The 19,143-nt window shown below is 72.6% G+C and carries 13 protein-coding genes; 8 read left to right on the forward strand and 5 right to left on the reverse strand.

Translation table 11 applies throughout. The features are described from left to right. Positions 1–119: 119 nt before the first annotated feature. Positions 120–1,883: an alpha/beta hydrolase gene (locus tag OG904_RS04925; RefSeq protein ID WP_405487745.1), complete on the forward strand. Its 1,764-nt coding sequence runs from the start codon at positions 120–122 to the stop codon at positions 1,881–1,883. Positions 1,884–1,989: 106 nt separating this feature from the next. On the opposite strand, the gene hemQ is transcribed toward OG904_RS04925, so the two are convergent. Both hemQ and hemG read right to left on the reverse strand, forming a co-directional pair. After that, the gene (gene hemQ / locus OG904_RS04930) at positions 1,990–2,703 is read right to left on the reverse strand and encodes a hydrogen peroxide-dependent heme synthase (protein WP_405487747.1); all 714 of its coding nucleotides are present in this window, start codon (positions 2,701–2,703) and stop codon (positions 1,990–1,992) included. Between the two features lie 4 nt (positions 2,704–2,707). After that, positions 2,708–4,219 (reverse strand): protoporphyrinogen oxidase, encoded by a 1,512-nt coding sequence (gene hemG / locus OG904_RS04935; protein ID WP_405487749.1) that lies wholly within the window; start codon positions 4,217–4,219, stop codon positions 2,708–2,710. A gap of 158 nt (positions 4,220–4,377) precedes the next feature. Here hemG and OG904_RS04940 point away from each other — a divergent pair, with 158 nt between their 5' ends. Both OG904_RS04940 and OG904_RS04945 read left to right on the forward strand, forming a co-directional pair. Further along, complete coding sequence (locus OG904_RS04940; protein ID WP_405487751.1) at positions 4,378–5,469, forward strand: DUF4349 domain-containing protein; 1,092 nt, start codon at positions 4,378–4,380, stop codon at positions 5,467–5,469. 63 nt (positions 5,470–5,532) lie between these two features. After that, positions 5,533–6,921 carry an FAD-dependent oxidoreductase gene (locus tag OG904_RS04945; protein ID WP_405487753.1) on the forward strand — a complete coding sequence of 463 codons (1,389 nt, stop codon included), beginning with the start codon at positions 5,533–5,535 and terminating at the stop codon, positions 6,919–6,921. 58 nt (positions 6,922–6,979) lie between these two features. On the opposite strand, the gene hemE is transcribed toward OG904_RS04945, so the two are convergent. Then, entirely contained in the window at positions 6,980–8,044 is a 1,065-nt protein-coding gene (hemE, locus tag OG904_RS04950; RefSeq protein WP_405487755.1) for a uroporphyrinogen decarboxylase, read from the reverse strand. Positions 8,045–8,135: 91 nt separating this feature from the next. On the opposite strand from hemE, the gene OG904_RS04955 reads away from it, so the two are divergent. From OG904_RS04955 to OG904_RS04975, 5 genes are all read left to right on the forward strand, one after another. Beyond that, complete coding sequence (locus OG904_RS04955; RefSeq protein ID WP_405487757.1) at positions 8,136–8,798, forward strand: DUF3000 domain-containing protein; 663 nt, start codon at positions 8,136–8,138, stop codon at positions 8,796–8,798. A gap of 299 nt (positions 8,799–9,097) precedes the next feature. Then, positions 9,098–9,760 (forward strand): response regulator transcription factor, encoded by a 663-nt coding sequence (locus OG904_RS04960; protein WP_214956508.1) that lies wholly within the window; start codon positions 9,098–9,100, stop codon positions 9,758–9,760. A 133-nt stretch (positions 9,761–9,893) separates the two neighbouring features. Then, positions 9,894–11,177: an HRDC domain-containing protein gene (locus tag OG904_RS04965; protein WP_405487760.1), complete on the forward strand. Its 1,284-nt coding sequence runs from the start codon at positions 9,894–9,896 to the stop codon at positions 11,175–11,177. A gap of 241 nt (positions 11,178–11,418) precedes the next feature. Beyond that, a complete protein-coding gene (locus tag OG904_RS04970; protein ID WP_405487762.1) occupies positions 11,419–12,645 on the forward strand; it encodes a thiolase family protein in 1,227 nt (408 codons plus the stop codon). Further along, positions 12,642–14,774: a 3-hydroxyacyl-CoA dehydrogenase NAD-binding domain-containing protein gene (locus OG904_RS04975; protein WP_405487764.1), complete on the forward strand. Its 2,133-nt coding sequence runs from the start codon at positions 12,642–12,644 to the stop codon at positions 14,772–14,774. Before OG904_RS04970 ends, OG904_RS04975 begins: the two co-directional genes overlap by 4 nt. A gap of 78 nt (positions 14,775–14,852) precedes the next feature. On the opposite strand, the gene OG904_RS04980 is transcribed toward OG904_RS04975, so the two are convergent. Together OG904_RS04980 and OG904_RS04985 are read right to left on the reverse strand one after the other, a co-directional pair. After that, a complete protein-coding gene (locus OG904_RS04980; protein WP_405487766.1) occupies positions 14,853–16,250 on the reverse strand; it encodes a hypothetical protein in 1,398 nt (465 codons plus the stop codon). Positions 16,251–16,265: 15 nt separating this feature from the next. Beyond that, on the reverse strand, positions 16,266–19,142 hold the full coding sequence (locus OG904_RS04985) for a stealth conserved region 3 domain-containing protein (protein ID WP_405487768.1): 2,877 nt from the start codon (positions 19,140–19,142) through the stop codon (positions 16,266–16,268). Between the last annotated feature and the right edge of the window lies 1 nt (position 19,143).

Raw genomic sequence — 19,143 nt, forward strand, 5'->3', positions numbered from 1 at the left:
GACACCGGCGCTCGATCCTGTACAGGGGCCCGCTCCGCGGATCTCATCGGGTCATCCGATGAGACGAGGGCCCTGGCATGCGGACGCAGATGCGGATTCGAACGCGGATTCAGACGCGGATGCGGATGCGTGGTGCACTGGCCGCGGCCTTGCTGGTCCTGCCCCTCGTCCCGGCCGCAGCATGGGCCGCGCCCCCGGCCCCGCCCGCCGCCCCGCCGGCCGCCCCGCCCGGCTCCACGGCCCGGCGGGCCGCCGAGGCCGCCGGGGCCGAGCTCGTGGCGCTGCGCGCAGCGGCGGCCGCGCGGCTCCCCGGCGCCGGAGCGCCGAAGCCGGGCCCGGCCGGCCGGCCCCGCGGAGCGGGCCCCGCCGGAAGCCCCACCGCAGACCCCGCCGGAGCGGGGCTCGACTTCGGGCCGTGCCCCGTCGCCGAGGGGCTCGGCCCGGACGTGCGGTGCGCCACACTGCGGGTGCCCGTCGACTACGCGCGGCCCGACGGACCTCAGACCGGGATCACCGTCAGCCGGATCGCCGCCTCCGGCGGGGTCCCGCGCCAGGGGGCCCTCGTCTACAACCCCGGCGGCCCCGGCGGGAACGGGCTGTTCTTCCCGCTCGTGGCCGGCCTGCCCGAGTGGCGCCGCATCTCCGCCGCCTACGACCTCGTCGGCTACGCCCCGCGCGGAGTCGGCCTGTCCGGGCGGCCACTGTCCTGCCAGGACCCGGCGGACCACTCCCGCGGCCCGTCCCGGGCCCCGGAAGCCCAGCCGGACGCCGCCGCCAAGGAGGCCCGTACGGTGGCCGCGCGAGCCTACGGGCTCGGTTGCGCGCAGCGGGCCGGTGCCGCCCTCGGCTCGTACACCACCCTGAACAACGCCCGTGACCTCCATGTGCTGCGCGCCGCGCTCGGCGAGCCGCGGCTGACCTTCATGGGGGCCTCGTACGGCACCTACCTGGGCGCGGTCTACGCCACGCTCTACCCCGGCCACGTGCGCCGGATGGTCTTCGACTCGGCCGTCGACCCCGACCCCCGCCGCGTCTGGTACCGCAACAACCTCGACCAGGCGACCGGGTTCGAGCGCCGCTGGGCCGACTTCCGCGCCTGGACGGCCCGTCACCACGCGGCGTACGGGCTCGGCGCCACCCCCGAGGCCGTGCAGGCGAGTTACGACCGGGTGCGGGCCGCGCTCGAGCGGGAACCGGCGGGCGGGGTGGTGGGCACCGGGGAGCTGCATTCCGCGTACCTGCAGGCCGCGTACTACGACGAGGTGTGGCCGGGTCGCGCGGCGGCCCTGGCGGCGTTCCTGCGCGGTGATCCGGGCCCGCTCGTCGAGCTCGCCGCCCCGGACCCGGCGACCGCGGCCGAGGACGAGAACGCGACGGCCGTCTACACGGCGACCCTGTGCAACGACGCGCCGTGGCCCGCCGACTGGGAGACCTGGGACCGCGACAACACCGAACTGGCCCGCACGGCCCCCTTCGAGACCTGGGCCAACGCCTTCCTGAACCTGCCCTGCGCCGACTGGCCGGTGCGCGAGCGGCAGCAGCCGGTCGACGTGGGCGAACGCCCTGACGTCCCGCTCCCCCGCACGCTGGTCGTCGCGGCCGAGCGGGACGGCGCCACCCCGTACCCGGGCGCGCTGGAGCTCCAGCGGCGGCTCGGGCCGCGGGCGGCGCTGCTGACGGAGCGGGGGGCCGGCACCCACGGGGTGGTCGGCGGACGCAATGACTGCGTGGACGCCCACGTGGAGCGGTACTTGCTGACGGGTGACACTCCGGGGCGGAGCGTCTCGTGTGCGCCGCATCCGGAGCCCGCACCGGTGTCGCTGGACGACCGGGCAGCCAGCGCCGAGGGGCACCCCAGGGCACTGCTGCCGCCAGTCGTCTGAACTTCCGGGCGGGATCTCCGGCTGCGTCGATTCGGGGGCAAGGCCTCCCGATCCACCGGCAGAACCGCGGTCAGCGGTCCTCCGGTCCTTCCCCCCAGGGGAGGTATCAGGCGAGTCCGGCCACCAGATCGGCGACGGACTTGCGGCGTCCGGTGTAGAAGGGCACCTCTTCACGGACGTGCATACGGGCCTCGGAGGCGCGCAGGTGGCGCATGAGGTCGACGATGCGGTACAGCTCGTCGGCCTCGAAGGCCAGCAGCCACTCGTAGTCGCCGAGCGAGAAGGAGGCGACGGTGTTGGCGCGCACGTCGGGGTAGCCGCGGGCCATCATGCCGTGGTCCTTGAGCATGCGGCGACGGTCCTCGTCGGGCAGCAGGTACCAGTCGTAGCTGCGCACGAAGGGGTAGACGCTGACGTAGTCGCGCGGCGTCTCGTCGGCCAGGAAGGCCGGGATGTGCGACTTGTTGAACTCGGCCGGGCGGTGCAGGGCCATGTTCGACCAGACCGGCTCCAGCGCGCGGCCCAGCTGGGTGCGGCGGAACAGGTTGTACGCGGTCTGCAGCTCGTCGGAGGTCTCCGCGTGCCACCAGATCATGATGTCCGCGTCGGCGCGCAGGCCGGAGACGTCATAGGTGCCGCGGACGGTGATGTCCTTGGCGGCCAGCTGGTCGAACAGCTCCTGGACCTCGTCGGCGAAGCCGACGCGGTTCTCGGGCAGCACGTCCTTCAGCTTGAAGACGGACCACAGGGTGTAGCGGATGACCTCGTTGAGGTCCTTCGCCTTCTTCCCCGCGTTGGGAATCTTCTCTGGTGCAGTCATGTGTCTATTGTCCCGTGTGCTGATCAGTGGTCGGTGCCAGGGGTGCCCCACGGGTGCCCAACGTGGCGATCACCACGTCAGCGGCCTTGCCCGCGCTCGCGATGCAGGCCGGGATGCCGACCCCGTCGTACAGCGCTCCGCACACCGCGAGGCCCGGCAGCGCCGCCACGGCGGTGCGGATCCTGGCCACCCGGCCGAGGTGGCCGACGGGGTACTGGGGCAGGCCACCCTCCCAGCGGGTGACGGTGGAGGCGACCGGGCGGGCGGCGGCCGCGAGGCCCACGGCGTCGCCGAGGTCGGCGCGGGAGACGTCGACCAGTTCCTCGTCGGAGCGCCCCAGATCGGCCTCGTCGGCGTGCCGGCCGACGGAGGTGCGCAGCAGGAAGAGCTCGGGATCGGTCCCCGCCCAGGCCCACTTGTTGCTGGAGAAGGTCGAGGCCTTGATCGTCCGGCCGTCCACGGGCGGTACGAGGAAGCCGCTCGCGCCGCCGTCGGCGATCGCGGCCGGCAGGTCGGAGCGCCGGAAGGCCATCGTGACCAGGGCCATGGAGGCGTACTCGACCCCGCGCAGCTCGGCGGCGGCCGCGGGGGCGAGCCCGTCCAGCAGCCGGGCGGCGGGTCCGGCCGGGGTGGCCAGGACGATGCCGTCGGCCTCGATGACCTCGGCGCCGCCCGGGCTGCCGGGGGTACCGGCGACCACGCGCCACCCGGTGGCGGTACGGGTCAGCTCGTGCGCGGGGGTGTCGGTGAGGAGGCGGGCTCCGGCCGTCCGGCAGGCCTCGGCGACGGCGAGCGGGAGCCGCCCGATGCCGCCGTCGATGCCGGAGAAGACGGGGCCGGTCTGGCCCGCGAGGGCGGCCCGGCGCTGCAGGTCCCGTACGCCCTCGCCCAGGGAGGCGTGCGTGCGGGCGGCCTCGAAGAGCTGGGGGACGGCGGCCCGCATGGAGATGCGGTAGGAGTTGCCGGCGTAGACCCCGCCGAGGAGCGGTTCCACGAGCCGGTCGACGACCTCGCGGCCGAGGCGGGCGGCGACGTACTCGCCGAGGGCCACGTCCTCGCCGATCGCAGCGCTCCCGGCGGGCGCGAGCGTATCCTCGGCCCCGGCCCGGGCCAGGCCCTCGGCGGAGAGCACTCCGGAGGCGGCGAGCGGGCCGAGGTCGCCGGGGACGCCCATGACGTGGCGGCCGGGCATGGGGCGCAGTTCGCCGCGGGTCCACAGGCGGGCGGTGGCGGTGGCGGGCGGCTGCAGGGCGTCGCCGAGGCCGACGGCGCGGGCCAGCGCGAGGGCTTCGGGGCGGCGGGCGAGCACGGATTCGGCGCCGAGGTCGACGCGCAGGCCGGCCAGTTCGCCCGCGAGCAGCTTGCCGCCGAGGCGCGGGCCGGCCTCCAGGAGCGTGACGCGCAGGCCGTCGGCGAGCAGCCGGTGGGCCGCCGCGAGGCCGGCGATGCCGCCGCCGATGACGACGACGTGGCCGGTGGGGGCCGGCCGGTCCGTACGCGTGTCCGCTTCGTGCATGGACACATCGTCTCAGACCGCTCGTCGGGAGATCACCGAGGCCTGACCGTGACCGCTTCGGCATCAGCTCGGGACCGCGCGTACGAAACCCGGGGCGGGGACCGGGGCGTCGAAGGGGCGACATCAGCGCATCCGGCGATTCCCGGGGGTACCCAACGATGCACACCCAGCCCGCCCAGCACACCCAGCCCAGACGTCACGGAGGCCGCGGACGGCGTTCGGCGACGGCCCTGGCCGCGCTCTCCCTGACGGGGGCGCTGGTGCTCACCGGCTGCGCCGCCGGGAGCGACGGCAAGGCGGACGCGGCGGCCCCGCAGCAACAGCAGGAGGCGGCCGGGAAGGGGGCGGCGGCGGCCCCGGCCGCGCCGGGCGCCCCGGCGCCGGCTTCGGACAAGAACCAGCCGCAGGCCCCGGCCGTACGCGCGCAGATCATCCGCACGGCGACGCTGAGCGTGGAGACGGCGGACGCCCAGAAGGCGACGGCCGGGGCCCGGACGGCGGCGGAGGGCGCGGGCGGGTACGTGGGCAACGAGACCACCAAGCGTGACGGCGGCGGGGCGATGACCTCGACCGTGACCCTGCGGGTGCCGGGCGAGCGCTTCGACGCGGTACTGACCGCGATGGAGGGGAGCGGGAAACTGCTCGACCGCAAGGTCGAGGCGCAGGACGTGACGCAGAAGGTCGCGGACGTCGACAGCCGGGTCAAATCGCAGCAGGCGAGCGTGGCGCGGGTGCGCGAGATGATGGAGAAGGCCTCGGGGCTGAGCGAAGTGGTCACGCTGGAGGCCGAGCTCAGCAAGCGCCAGTCCGATCTGGAGTCGCTGCTCGCGCAGCAGACGGCCCTGAAGGACCAGACCGCGCTCGGCACGATCACGCTGACGTTCTCGGAGCCGGCGAAGGCCGAGGAGAAGGCGCCGGAGAAGGCGCCGGGGTTCGCGGACGCCCTGGTCGGCGGCTGGTACGTCTTCGCGACCCTGATCAAGTACCTGCTGATGGCGCTCGCCGCCGCCTCTCCCTTCCTGCTGACGGGCGCGGTGCTGGCGCTCGCTTTCCGGCAGCACCGCAAGTGGCGGCCGGCGAAGCCGAAGACGGGTCCGGCCCCGATGCGGGTTCCGGCGCAGCCCGGTCCGCTGTGGCAGACGGCTCCTGCGGCCGGTGGTCCGGTGACGCCTCCGGCCGGTGGTCCGGCGGCCGGTGCTCCGGCGGACTCGGCGGATCCGGCGGGTCCGCGGCCGGACGTCCGGGACTGAACGCCCGTTCGCCCGTAGCGTTGCCCCGTCGGACGAAGGCTGCGGGGAAGGCGGTAGGGGCGGATGGCGAACAGCAGGGAACGGCTGGTGGTGGTCGGCGGTGACGCGGCGGGGATGTCCGCCGCGTCACAGGCCCGGCGGCTGAAGGGCCCGGCGGAGCTGGAGATCACCGCCTTCGAGCGCGGGCACTTCACCTCGTACTCCGCGTGCGGGATCCCGTACTGGATCGGCGGCCGGGTCGGCGGCCGGGACGAGCTGATCGCCCGGACGCCCGAGGAGCACCGGGCGCGGGACATCGACCTGCGGACCCGGACGGAGGTCGTGGAGCTCGACCTCGCGGGGCAGCGGGTGCGTGCCCGGGATCTGGACTCGGGGTCCGAGTACTGGACGGAGTACGACAAGCTCGTCCTCGCCACGGGTGCCCGCCCGGTCCGGCCCCGGCTGCCGGGCATCGGTGCGCACGGGGTGCACGGGGTGCAGACCCTGGACGACGGGCAGCGCCTGACGGACTCCCTGGAACGGGCCCCGGGCCGCCGGGCGGTCGTGGTCGGCGCGGGCTACATCGGCGTGGAGATGGCGGAGGCCCTGGTCGGGCGGGGCTTCGAGGTCACCGTGCTGCACCGGGGCGAGCAGCCGATGTCCACGCTGGACCCGGACATGGGCGGCCTGGTGCACAGCGCGATGAACGGCATGGGGATCCGTACGGTCGCCCGTGCCGAGGTGACGAAGATCCTCCAGGACGAGGAGGGCCGGGCCCGCGCGGTGGCCACGGCCTCGGGCGAGGAGTACCCGGCGGACGTCGTGGTGCTCGGCATCGGCGTCGAGCCGCGCACGGCGCTGGCCCGCGCGGCGGGCCTCCCGCTCGGCGAGTCCGGCGGTCTGCTGACCGACCTCTCCATGCGGGTGCGGGGACACGGGAACATCTGGTCGGGCGGCGACTGCGTGGAGGTACTGGACCTGGTGGCGGGCCGCATGCGGCACATCCCGCTGGGCACGCACGCGAACAAGCACGGCCAGGTCATCGGCTCGAACGTGGGCGGTGGCTACGCGACCTTCCCCGGTGTGGTGGGCACGGCCGTGAGCAAGGTCTGCGACCTGGAGATCGCCCGTACGGGTCTGCGCGAGCGGGACGCCCTGGCGGTGGGCCTGCGCTTCGTCACCGCCACCATCCGCTCGACGAACACGGCGGGCTACTACCCGGGGGCCGAGGAGATGACGGTCAAGATGCTGGCGGAGCGGCGCACGGGCCGCCTCCTGGGCGTCCAGATCGTCGGCGGCGCGGGTTCCGCAAAGCGGGTGGACATCGCCGCGGTGGCCCTGACGGCCGGTATGACGGTGGAGCAGGTGGTGGCGCTGGACCTGGGCTACGCGCCCCCGTTCTCCCCGGTCTGGGACCCCGTCCTGGTGGCGGCCCGAAAGGCGGTGACCGCGGTTCGCGCGGCGGGGGTGTAGGCGGACCCTTGCGGCCCGGCTGCCGGGGCTCCGGCAGCCGGGCCGCAAGGGGGGGCCGCTAGACCGCCGTCCGCGTGTGGACGTAGTCCACCAGGCGGGTCAGGGCGTCCGGGTTGGTCGTCGGGAGGACGCCGTGGCCCAGGTTGAAGATGTGGCCCTCCAGGCCGGCGGCCGCGGCGAGGACCTCGTCCGTCTTGGCCTCCACCGCCTCCGGGGTGGAGAAGAGGACCGCCGGGTCCAGGTTGCCCTGGAGCGCCTTGCCGGGGCCGACCCGGTGGACGGCCTCGTTCAGCGCGACCCGGTAGTCGACGCCCATGACGTCCGCGCCGGCCTCGCCCATGAGGCCGAGGAGCTCGCCCGTGCCCACGCCGAAGTGGATGCGCGGGACCCCGTAGGAGGCGACGGACTCCAGGACCTTCGCCGACGCGGGCATCACCGAGCGGCGGTAGTCCGCCGGGGCGAGCGCGCCGACCCAGGAGTCGAAGAGCTGGACGGCGGAGGCGCCGGCCTCGATCTGGACCTTGAGGAAGGCCGAGGTGATCTCCGCGAGGCGGTCGAGCAGATCGGCCCAGAGCTCCGGGTCCCCGTACATGAGGGCCTTGGTGTGCTCGTGGTTCTTGGACGGGCCGCCCTCGACCAGGTAGCTCGCGAGGGTGAAAGGCGCACCGGCGAAACCGATCAACGGCGTGGAGCCCAGTTCACCCGTGAGCATGCCGATCGCCTCGGTGACGTAGGAGACGTCCTCCGGGGTGAGGTCGCGCAGCTGTGCGAGGTCCTCGCGGCGGCGGATCGGCTGGGCGACGACCGGGCCGATGCCCGGCTTGATGTCCAGGTCGATGCCGATGGCCTTCAGCGGGACCACGATGTCGGAGAAGAAGATGGCCGCGTCCACGTTGTGGCGGCGGACGGGCTGCAGCGTGATCTCGGTGACCAGGTCGGGCCGCATGCAGGATTCCAGCATCTGCGTGCCCTCGCGCAGCTTGCGGTACTCGGGGAGCGAACGGCCCGCCTGCCGCATGAACCACACCGGGGTGTGCGGCACCGGCTCACGCCGGCACGCCTTCAGGAAGGCGGAATCGTACGTCTGGCTCGGCGTGCCCGTGGGGCGGGTGTTGGCGCTCACGACTCAAATCTTCGCACGTATGAAGAAGTGCCCGGCCCGGCGCGGGTGTCCCTGCGCCGTACGGGCGCTCGTTCCGCCTAGTCTTCCCCGCATGGCTGCGGCTCAGGGACGATTTTCAGATGGCGCTGACGGTACGGACAGCGCGAAGGAGAGCTCCGTCCCGCTCCCGTTCCGGCGGGCGGTCGACGGCTTGAAGAAGGCGAGGCTGCGGCAGGGGATCGAGATCGACCCCACCAAGCCACCACAGAGACTGGCCCCGCACGCGTACGCGCTGGAGGCGGCGGTCGTGGACGGCGAGGAGGACCTGGCCGACGGCCGGCTCATCCTCCTGCACGACCCGGCCGGGCACGACGCCTGGCAGGGAGCCTTCCGGCTGGTGACGCTCGTACGGGCGGAACTGGAGCCGGAGATGGCCGTGGACCCGCTCCTCCCGGAGGTGTGCTGGTCCTGGCTGACGGGGGCGCTGGACGCCCGCGGGCTGACGTACGGGGAGGCGAGCGGGACCGTGACCATGGCCGCCTCGCACTACTTCGGCGGGCTCGGGGAGCGGCGGCCGGCGACCCAGATCGAGATCAGGGCGTCGTGGACGCCGCGCGAGGGCGTGGGCGGGGTGCCGGACACCGCCGCACACCTGTCGGCGTGGTGCGAACTGCTGTGCCAGATCGCGGGGCTGCCGCCGGTCGGTCCGACCGAGACGGTGACCGGCGTGGTCACGCTGCCGCAGCGACGCGGTCCGCACCACCCCCAGGGCTAGCACCGCGGCCCGGTGGACCTCTCCGGCCGCGGCACCGCCGGCCACAGCACTGGCAGCACACGCGGTCGAAGCATGCGACGGATCCCGGACGAATGTCGCAACCGGGCGTCCGTTGCGGGCTTCTGATCACCCGATGATCGATCGTGCGTCCGAATTGCCCGAATTGTTACTCACCAAATCGTGATCATTCCCTAAAGCCGGGCGGGTGACGTGCCGAAGGAGTCAGTGACCATCCGCACGGTTCGCACCGGCTTCCTTCCCCGAGCCGGCCGTCCCGCCACTCCCCCCAGGAGGCCTAGGTGTCCGTTCTTCTCGAGCAGCCCGCAAGCCTGGTCGCCTACCGCCCGAACAAGCCGACGGCCATGGTCGTCGTGGCCGACCCGCGCGTACGCTCCACCGTGACCCGCCATCTGTGGGCCCTCGGAGTACGCGACGTGATCGAGGCTTCGTCCATCGCGGAGGCCCGTCCACGCATCGGCAGCCCGCGCGACATCTGCGTGGCCGACGTGCACCTGCCCGACGGTTCCGGTCTCACCCTGCTCTCCGAGACCCGCGCCGCCGGCTGGCCCAACGGCCTGGCCCTGTCCGCCGCCGACGACATCGGCGCCGTGCGCAACGCCCTCGCGGGCGGAGTGAAGGGCTACGTCGTCACCGGCACCCGGACCAACATCGGGCTCCCGTCCCGGCCCGGCGCCGCCCCCATCGGCGCCGCCGCAGCCCGTATGCACCGCCGCCCCCCGGGTGCCCCGAGCCACCCGGGCGGCTACCGAGAGCTCTCCGGCCGCGAGGTCGAGGTCCTGCGCCTCGTCGCGGAGGGCCAGTCCAACAAGGCCATCGGCGTCTCGATGGGCCTGTCCGCCCTGACCGTCAAGTCCCACCTCGCACGGATCGCCCGCAAGCTGGGCACCGGCGACCGGGCCGGGATGGTCGCCGTCGCCCTGCGCACCGGGATCATCCACTGACCCGGCCGATACCCCCCGGAGGACCCCGGGAGAACTCCCGGAGAACCCGGGGAAACGTCCGTACTTCCCCCTCGCGCCCGTCGCCGGAACGTTCCGGCGACGGGCGCGTCGTATCCACGGATACCCTTGACCGGTGACCGACGCCCAAGAAACCGCAGCAGGCCTGCGCACCACCACCGGGGGCGGCCCCCCGGACGACGAGGTTTCGTCCGACGGGCTGCCCGTTCCCCTGCTCGAACCCCGTGAGGGCATTCCTCCGGTGGTCGCCGACGCCGCCGCGCTCGCCGAGGTGGTCGCGGCCTTCGCCGCGGGCACCGGACCCGTCGCCGTCGACGCGGAGCGCGCCTCCGGCTACCGCTACGGCCAGCGCGCGTACCTCGTGCAGCTGCGCCGCGAGGGCGCCGGCTCCGCACTGATCGACCCGGTGGGCTGCCCCGACCTCTCCGCCCTGGGCGACGCCCTGTCCGGCACCGAGTGGATCCTGCACGCCGCCACCCAGGACCTCCCGTGCCTGCGCGAAATAGGCATGGCGCCCACCTCCCTCTTCGACACCGAGCTGGCGGGCCGCCTCGCCGGCTTCCCGCGGGTCGGGCTCGGCGCGATGGTCGAGGGCGTCCTCGGCTACGTGCTGGAGAAGGGCCACTCCGCCGTCGACTGGTCCACCCGGCCGCTCCCCGAGCCCTGGCTGCGCTACGCGGCGCTCGACGTGGAGCTGCTCGTGGACCTGCGGGACGCGCTGGAGAAGGAGCTGGACCGGCAGGGCAAGCTGGAGTGGGCCCACCAGGAGTTCGACGCCATCGCGGCCGCGCCGCCCGCGCCGCCCCGCAAGGATCCGTGGCGCCGTACGTCCGGCATGCACAAGGTGCGCCGGCGCCGGCAGATGGCCGTCGTACGGGAGCTGTGGGAGTCCCGCGACCGGATCGCGCAGCGCCGTGACGTGTCACCGGGCAAGGTGCTGGGTGACGCCGCGATCGTCGAGGCCGCCCTCGCCCTGCCGCTGAACGTGCACGCGCTCTCCGCCCTGCCCGGCTACGGGCAGCGCATGGGCCGGCGTCAGCTGGACCAGTGGATGGCCGCCGTGGAGCGGGCCAAGGCCCTGCCCGAGAGCGAGCTGCCGCAGCCGGGTGCGACCCCGGCCGGTCCGCCGCCCCCGCGCTCCTGGGCCGACAAGGACCCCGAGGCCGCGGCGCGGCTCGCGGCGGCCCGCACGGCCGTCTCGGCGCTGGCGGAGGGGCTGAACCTGCCGCAGGAGAACCTGATCACCCCCGACACGGTCCGCCGGCTGTGCTGGGAGCCGCCGGAGCGGCTGGAGCCCGACGCGGTGGCCGAGGCCCTGGCCGGCTACGGCGCCCGCCCGTGGCAGATCGAACAGGTGACCAACGCGCTGGTCACGGCCCTGGCCGTGACCGAGGACTGACGCACCGCACGCCCCTGGACAGAGCCCCCCGCCCCTCACGGCCGGGGGGCTCTGCCGCGCCCGCCTCCCGGCCGGTGGCGCGGCTGGTGAGGGGCGGGGTGGGAGTGTGACCTTCGCCGCTCCTTCCGGGAGGGCTGTGCATGCCGGTTACCGGCAAGTAGCATGGATCGGGTGAGCGGGCGCTCAGTAATGGGCACGCCCCCGCGCAGCAGTGCACACCCGCACCTGGAGGAGAGCCAACGTGCCTCGTACCGTCAGGGACGTCGTCTTCGTCGACGGCGTCCGCACCCCGTTCGGCAAGGCGGGCCCGAAGGGCATCTACAACGAGACCCGCGCCGACGATCTCGTCGTCAAGGCGATCCGGGAGCTGCTGCGCCGCAACCCGGACCTGGACCCCGCGAAGATCGACGAGGTCGCCATCGCCGCGACCACGCAGATCGGCGACCAGGGCCTGACGCTGGGCCGCACGGCCGGCATTCTCGCGGGTCTCCCGCAGTCCGTCCCCGGATACTCCATCGACCGCATGTGCGCCGGCGCGCTGACCGCCGTGACCGCCGTCGCGGGCGGTGTGGCCTTCGGTGCGTACGACGTCGCCCTCGCCGGCGGTGTCGAGCACATGGGCCGCCACCCCATGGGCGAGGGCGTCGACCCGAACCCGCGCTTCGTCTCCGAGAAGCTGGTCGACGAGTCCGCCCTGTTCATGGGCATGACCGCCGAGAACCTGCACGACCGGTACCCGACGATCACCAAGCTCCGCGCCGACGAGTACGCCGTGCGCTCGCAGGAGAAGGCCGCCAAGGCGTACGCCGACGGCAAGATCCAGCAGGACCTGGTGCCGATCTCGGTGCGCAACAACAACGAGGCGGCGGGTGAGACGGGCTGGGGCCTGGTCACCGCCGACGAGCCGATGCGTCCGGGGACCACCCTGGAGAACCTGGCCGGCCTCAAGACCCCCTTCCGTACCCACGGCAAGGTCACCGCGGGCAACGCCGCCGGTCTCAACGACGGTGCCACCGCCGCGATCATCGCGTCCGAGGACTTCGCCCGCGAGAACAACCTCCCGGTCAAGATGCGCCTGGTCTCGTACTCCTTCGCGGGCGTCGAGCCCGAGGTCATGGGCTACGGCCCGATCCCGGCCACGGAGAAGGCCCTCGCGCAGGCCGGTCTGACGATCGACGACATCGGCCTCTTCGAGGTCAACGAGGCCTTCGCGGTCCAGGTCCTCGCGTTCCTGGAGCACTACGGCATCGCCGACGACGACGCCCGCGTCAACCAGTACGGCGGCGCCATCGCCTTCGGCCACCCGCTCGCCTCCTCCGGCGTCCGTCTGATGACCCAGCTGGCCCGCCAGTTCGAGGAGCAGCCGGAGGTCCGCTACGGCCTGACCACCATGTGCGTCGGCTTCGGCATGGGCGCCACGGTCGTCTGGGAGAACCCGAACTTCACCGCCGAGGGAGACAGCAAGTGAGCACCACCACCACTGAGCTCCTGAAGGGCGCGGCCGAGCTGTTCCCGGACGAGGTCGTCACGCGCGCGCTCGTCCGCCACCTGGACCTGCCCTTCGGCGCGGGGCGCTTCGCGCTCGTCACGCTGGACAACGGCCTGGACCACACCAAGCCGACCACCTTCGGCCCGCAGTCCCTCGCCAACCTGAACGCGGCGATCGACCAGGTCGAGCAGGAGGCCCTCGCGGGCTCCATCGTCGGCGCGGGCATCACCGGCAAGCCGTTCATCTTCGCGGTCGGCGCCGACCTCAAGGGCGTCGAGCTGCTGAAGAAGCACGACGAGGCGCTCGCCATCGGCAAGGGCGGCCACGACGTCTTCAAGCGCCTGGCCGCGCTGGCCGTCCCCACCTTCGCCTACTACAACGGCGCGGCGATGGGCGGCGGTGTCGAGGTCGGTCTGCACTGCACCTACCGCACCGTCTCGAAGGCCATCCCGGCCTTCTCGCTGCCCGAGGTCTTCCTCGGTCTGGTTCCGGGCTGGGGCGGCTGCGCCCTGCTGCCGAACCTGATCGGCGCGGACCGCGCGGTCTCGGTGATCATCGAGAACTCGCTGAACCAGAACCGTCAGCTCAAGGGCAAGCAGGTCTTCGAGCTCGGCATCGCGGACGCGCTGTTCGAGGGCGCGGACTTCCTGGAGCAGTCGCTCCTGTGGACCGCCCGCGTGCTGAACGGCGAGACCGAGGTCGTACGCGACGAGATCGACCGCGGCGAGGCCTGGGACGCGGCGGTCGCCCGCGGCCGCTTCATCGCGGACTCCAAGGTGCACGGCGCGGCCCCCGCGGCCTACCGCGCGCTGGAGATCATCGAGGCGGCCAAGGACGGCGACCTGCAGAAGGGCTTCGACGCCGAGGACACCGCGCTGGCGGACCTCATCATGGGCGGCGAACTGCGCTCCGGCATCTACGCCTTCAACCTGGTCCAGAAGCGCGCCAAACGCCCGGCCGGTGCCCCGGACAAGTCCCTGGCGCGCCCGGTCACCAAGGTCGGCGTCGTCGGCGCGGGCCTGATGGCCTCGCAGCTGGCGCTGCTGTTCCTGCGCCGCCTGGAGGTGCCGGTGGTCCTCACCGACATCGACCAGGAGCGCGTGGACAAGGGTGTGGGCTACGTCCACGCCGAGATCCAGAAGCTGCTGGGCAAGGGCCGCATCAACCAGGACAAGGCCAACCGCCTGACCGCCCTGGTGACGGGCGTCCTGGACAAGGCCGAGGGCTTCGCGGACGCGGACTTCATCATCGAGGCCGTGTTCGAGGAGATGTCCGTCAAGCAGAAGGTGTTCGCGGAGGTCGAGGCGGTCGCCCCGGCGCACGCGATCCTCGCCACCAACACCTCCTCGCTGTCGGTCTCCGAGATGGCCTCGAAGCTCCAGCACCCGGAGCGCGTGGTCGGCTTCCACTTCTTCAACCCGGTCGCGATCCTCCCGCTGCTGGAGATCGTCCGCGGCGAGCAGACCGACGACGCCTCGCTGGCCACGGCCTTCGGTGTCGCGCGCAAGCTGAAGAAGACCGCGGTCCTCACCAAGGACGCCCCGGCGTTCGTCGTGAACCGCATCCTGACCCGCTTCATGGGCGAGATCCAGAACGTCATCGACGAGGGCACCCCGGTGGTCACCGCCGAGAAGGCCATCGAGCCGCTCGGCCTGCCGATGTCCCCGCTGGTGCTCCTGGAGCTCGTGGGTCCGGCGATCGGTCTGCACGTGTCCGAGACCCTGAACCGCGCCTTCCCGGAGCGCTTCACCGTCTCCGCGAACCTGGCGGCCGTGGTCAAGGCCGGCAAGCGCGGCTTCTACGTCTACGATTCCGGCAAGCCGGAGCTGGACCCCGAGGTCGCCGCCCTCCTCGTCCAGGGCGACACCGTCCTGACCGAGGAGCAGGTCCGCGACCGCGTCCTGGACGCGGTGGCGCAGGAGATCGGCCTGATGCTGGAGGAGGGTGTCGTGGCCGAGGCCCAGGACATCGACCTCTGCCTCATCACGGGCGCCGGCTGGCCCTTCCACCTGGGCGGCGTGACGCCGTACCTGGACCGCGAGGGTGTCTCCGAGCGCGTGAACGGCAAGAAGTTCCTGGCCCCGGGCCTGGCGAGCGTTCCCGCGTAACGCACCGTCCGCACGGACACGGCGAAGGCCCCGCACACCTGGTGTGCGGGGCCTTCCCGTTGTCCCGTCAGCGCCGGATCACTGTCCGCCGCCGTAGGGGTAGTGCTCGCAGGGGCTGTCGTTGCAGGGCTCGCGCGAGACGAGGGCCGACTGCCGGATCCAGTTGTCCGGCGGGACGCCGTGGACCTTCATGGTGACCCGGACGGGCACCGAGTGGATGGCGCTGAAGACCGCCACGAAGTCCAGGGTGTAGGTGCCGGGCTTCCAGACGTGCGGGTGGGTGACCTTCCACTGGCCGTCCGGGGCCACCGCCACGGAGGCTATGAGGCGGCCGTTCTCCAGGATGGCGATCTTCGAGACGCCGGGCTCGGCGGTGCCGGTGAACCGGGGCCTCGTGCTCGTGTAGCCCCCGTCCTTCGGTGAGATCACGACCGGCGGGGCCACCCAGTCCTTGACCGTGAACGGCAGGGAGGCGACCGGGGTGGGGCCGTGGTCGGTGATGCCCACGGCCTGCAGGAGGTGGTCGCCCGCCGTCCAGTTGAGCACCCGCCGCCACAGCCACTTGCCGTCCTGGCTGACGCGCGTACCGCCGACGTAGCCGCCGTTCTCGAAGAACAGCAGGTAGCTCGTGCCGGGGTCGGCCGTGCCCGCGAACTTGCCCATGGCGCTGACGAGCTTGCCCGCCGAGGGCGAGCCGAAGACCGGCGGGTTGCCGTGGCGGTGGTCGGCGTAGAGCGCGAACTCGGGCTTCTCCACGGTGAACTCGGCGGCCGGCGGCGGGAAGTCCGGGGTCATCGCGACGGCCTCGGGGTTGACGAACCCGCGCGGGACGGCCGGGGAGTTGTGCAGGCCGATGGCCACGATGCGGGCGACCTCGCGGGCACCGATCTCGTTGAAGTGCGTCGAGTCGATGAAGCCGTCGGGGTGGTTGGGGTGCTCCCCCGCGTCCACCCAGCGGAAGTACTGGCGGGCCCGCTGCGGACCGAGCTCCTGGAGCATGCGCGTGGTGAAGGCGTGCAGGTCCACCAGCCCGGAGCCGGTCTCGGCCGCGGCCTCGCGCATCAGCTGCGGGTACTCGCCGAGGGTGTCGGCGACATTGCCCTCGCTGTCGAACGTGCAGCGCGACGCGGAGGTCATCAGGACCGGCACGGCGCCCTGGGCCCGGATGGCCTCCACGTACAGGTACATGAATTCCTTGAACTCACGCGGCCCGTGGTAGCGCATCGGGTTGTCGAACCGCTGCTCGACCGTACCGAAGTCGATGAGGACGACGTCGCCCGGCTCCAGCAGTTCGAGGAGCGTGGGCAGCCGCTCCAGGAAGTACGTGCGGGCCGTCATGGCGTCCCGCGCGTAGTTGCGCACCTCGTGATACGGCATCACGAAGTCGGTGAGGAACTGTCCCCAGCCCGCCAGCGGCGCCTCCTCCGGCTTCCGCGACTTGGCCACGGAGTTTCCGACCACGCAGATCTTGCTCATGAATAGTCCTGTCTCCTACAGCGGAAACCCGGGGAGCAGACCGGCGTGGAAGCGCTGGTTCCTCGGTGATCCGAATTCGAATTGGCTGGCGACCGGGAAGTAGCTCGGCAGGAAGCCGGCCAGGATCGCGTCCTGCTCGTCCTCCGAGACGTCGCCGTCGTGATAGTCGTTCAGGCAGAAGGTGTCGTTCGACCGTGCGGTGAGCATCGTGTTCAGCTTCTGGAGCTGTTCGCTGAGGCCGACGTTCACGAAGCCGGCACTCAGTCCGCCCGGCACGCTGCGCTCGGTGTAGTAGCCGAAGTAGTGGTGCAGCGAGGAGGCGGTCGACACGTCGGTGGGGCTGCGCAGCTGGGCGTGGGCGGTGCGCCGCATCGCGTCGGGGAAGTGCGACTCGAGGTCGAACATGATGCTGCGGCGCAGCGGGTGCGGGGCGTGGACGAAGGAGTTCACCAGCGTCCGGCCGAACATCTGCCGGATGAGCTCGCGGTTGTTCTTCGCCGCCATGCGGCTGAACTCGTCGCCTTCGGTGATGGCGCTCATCGGGATGGCGTTCGACGAGGTGAAGTGCTTGGCCTGCCCGTTGCTGAGGTAGAACAGGCTGGGCTGGACCGGGCGCCCCAGGAAGATGTCGTCGTTGAAGTACAGGAAGTGCTCGGCGAGCCCCTCGATGTGGTGCATGCGGCTTTCGATCGCGTGCGAGTTGTACGTGGGGAGGCTGCCCTCCCTGCCGAAGATCTCGCTGTGGTCCACGACGCGCACCCGGGGGTGGCTGGTGTCCAGCCAGGCCGGCACCTGCTGGTCCGTGATCAGGTAGATGTTGCGGATCCAGGGCCCGTACATGTCGATCGAGCGCAGCGAGTAGCGCAGTTCGTCGCGGTTGCGGAAGCGCGCGGCGCTGGTGGCGGCGTCCTCGGTGACGATGCCCATCGCGGACAGGGCGGCGTTCTTGCGCTCCAGCCAGGCCATGTCCGCGCCGTCGACCCAGGTGTAGACGGCGTCGATGGGGAAGGTGAAGTCGTGGTGCAGGGTCTGGGCGTACGGCTCGATGGACGGGTAGGTCCGGCCGCCGAGGACCATGGTCGCCTGGCGCAGGGCGGGGCGGGGGACGCGTGCGCCGATGAGCGTACGGGTCGGGGAGACGAAGAACTCCGGGTCCTCCGGGTCCTCCTCCCAGAAGGAGATGGTGCAGCCGTACGCGGCGCTCAGGCGCAGGGTGCGCGAGGCCGTGACGGCGCTCTGGTAGACCCGCACCCCGGCGAAGGTGGCCCCGATGTGGTCGGTGGCGAGTTCGGCGAGGGTGGTGAGGGTCGGCGAGTCGGCGTCGTTGAGCAGCGCTATGTAGACGGGCGCCCCGGGGTAGGTCTCGGCGAGCACCTTGAGGACTTCGTCGCGGTGCTCCGCGTGGACGGCGACCGAGTGGCGCACCTTCGTGTCGCGCACGGTGAAGTAGGGGATGCGGGCCCGCTCCAGCGCGTCGGCCGTCAGGGAGAGGTTGGTGCAGGAGATCTCGAAGGGCGACTCGGAGTCGATGATCCGGCAGACCTGGCCGCCGTCGCGCACCAGGGAGCGATCGTGCTTGAGGATGCGCTCCTCGGTGGCGCGCAGCCGCTTGGTGCGGGAGGTGCTGGCCGGGGCGGCGGCCGCGGCCCGGGCGGCCCCGTCGTTGCCCGCGTGCAGAGCGTGCGCGGCGAGCCGGGCGGCCTTGAGCTCCGCGCGCGATCCGGAGTCCCGGGCGGCGGCGAGCAGCCGGAAGAGGCCGTCCCAACGGCCGGTGACCTCGGCCGGGTCGAAGCGGACGGCGGCCTCGAAGGCGGCGCTGCCCATGCCGTGGCGCAGCTGGTCGTCCTCGATGAGCCGGGTGAGGACGCCGGCGAGCGCCTCGGTGTCGCCGGGGGTGACCAGGACGCCGGTGCGGCCGTCCTGGACCACGTCCCGGGGGGCGTTGGGGCAGTCGTAGGCGACGACGGGGACGCCGGCCGCCTGCGCCTCCATCATGGACAGGCCGCCGGCCTCGGACTCGGAGGAGCACAGGGCGATGCTGGCCTTGGCCCATTCCTCGGCGAGGAACGGGGCCTCGCTGATGAAGTGCACGCTGCCGTGCAGGCCGAGCTGGTCGCGGCGGCGGCGCAGGAGGCCGATCTGCGGGCCCTCGCCTATGACGCGCAGGGACCAGGTGGGGTGGTTCGGGGCTATGGTCGCCCAGGCCTTGAGGGCGTCGACGACCCCGGCCCGCTCCACCAGGGGGGCGCTGAGCAGGACGATGCGGGTCTGGAGCGTGGAGCGGGGCCGGAAGCCGGCGAGCGGGGCCGGCGGGATCACGTCGAGCTGCGGATTGCCCGCGCCGAAGGTCTCCATGAACCATTCGTAGGACCGCGCGCTCGGGAAGGTGACGGCGTCGAACCGCGGGGTGTGCCTGAGCAGCGGTTCGCCCTCGGGCCCGCCGAGCTCGGGGACCCGCTGTTCGTGGTGGACGGTGAGCACCCCGGTGGGCACGAACGCCGCCGCGTACGCCATGAGCCCCGGCGAGGTGGTCACGAGGAGGTCGGTGTCGGTGTTCTGCAGCGCGTACTCGAGCTCCACGTCCGCGAGCCGGTTGAACCGGTTGTCGCAGCGGCGCTCGACGATCGCGCTGGGTACGGAGGCGAGCGCCGCGGCGCGGGCCTCGTCGAGCCCGGAGTCGCGGACGGGCCGGTGGGTCGCGCCGCCGGCCTCGATGAGGAAGCCGGTGGCCACCCTTCCGTCCGGCGGCACGAAGCGCCGGCGGCGGACCTTGAAGACGCTGAGGACGGACACGTCGTACCCGATGGCGGCCAGTTCAGCCGCCTGGTTGAACACGGCGCGCTCGGCGTCGCTCATCGCGTCTGCCGCAGTCAGCAGAAACGTGACCTTCATA

Source organism: Streptomyces sp. NBC_00096, from assembly GCF_045041305.1.
Classification (GTDB): domain Bacteria; phylum Actinomycetota; class Actinomycetes; order Streptomycetales; family Streptomycetaceae; genus Streptomyces.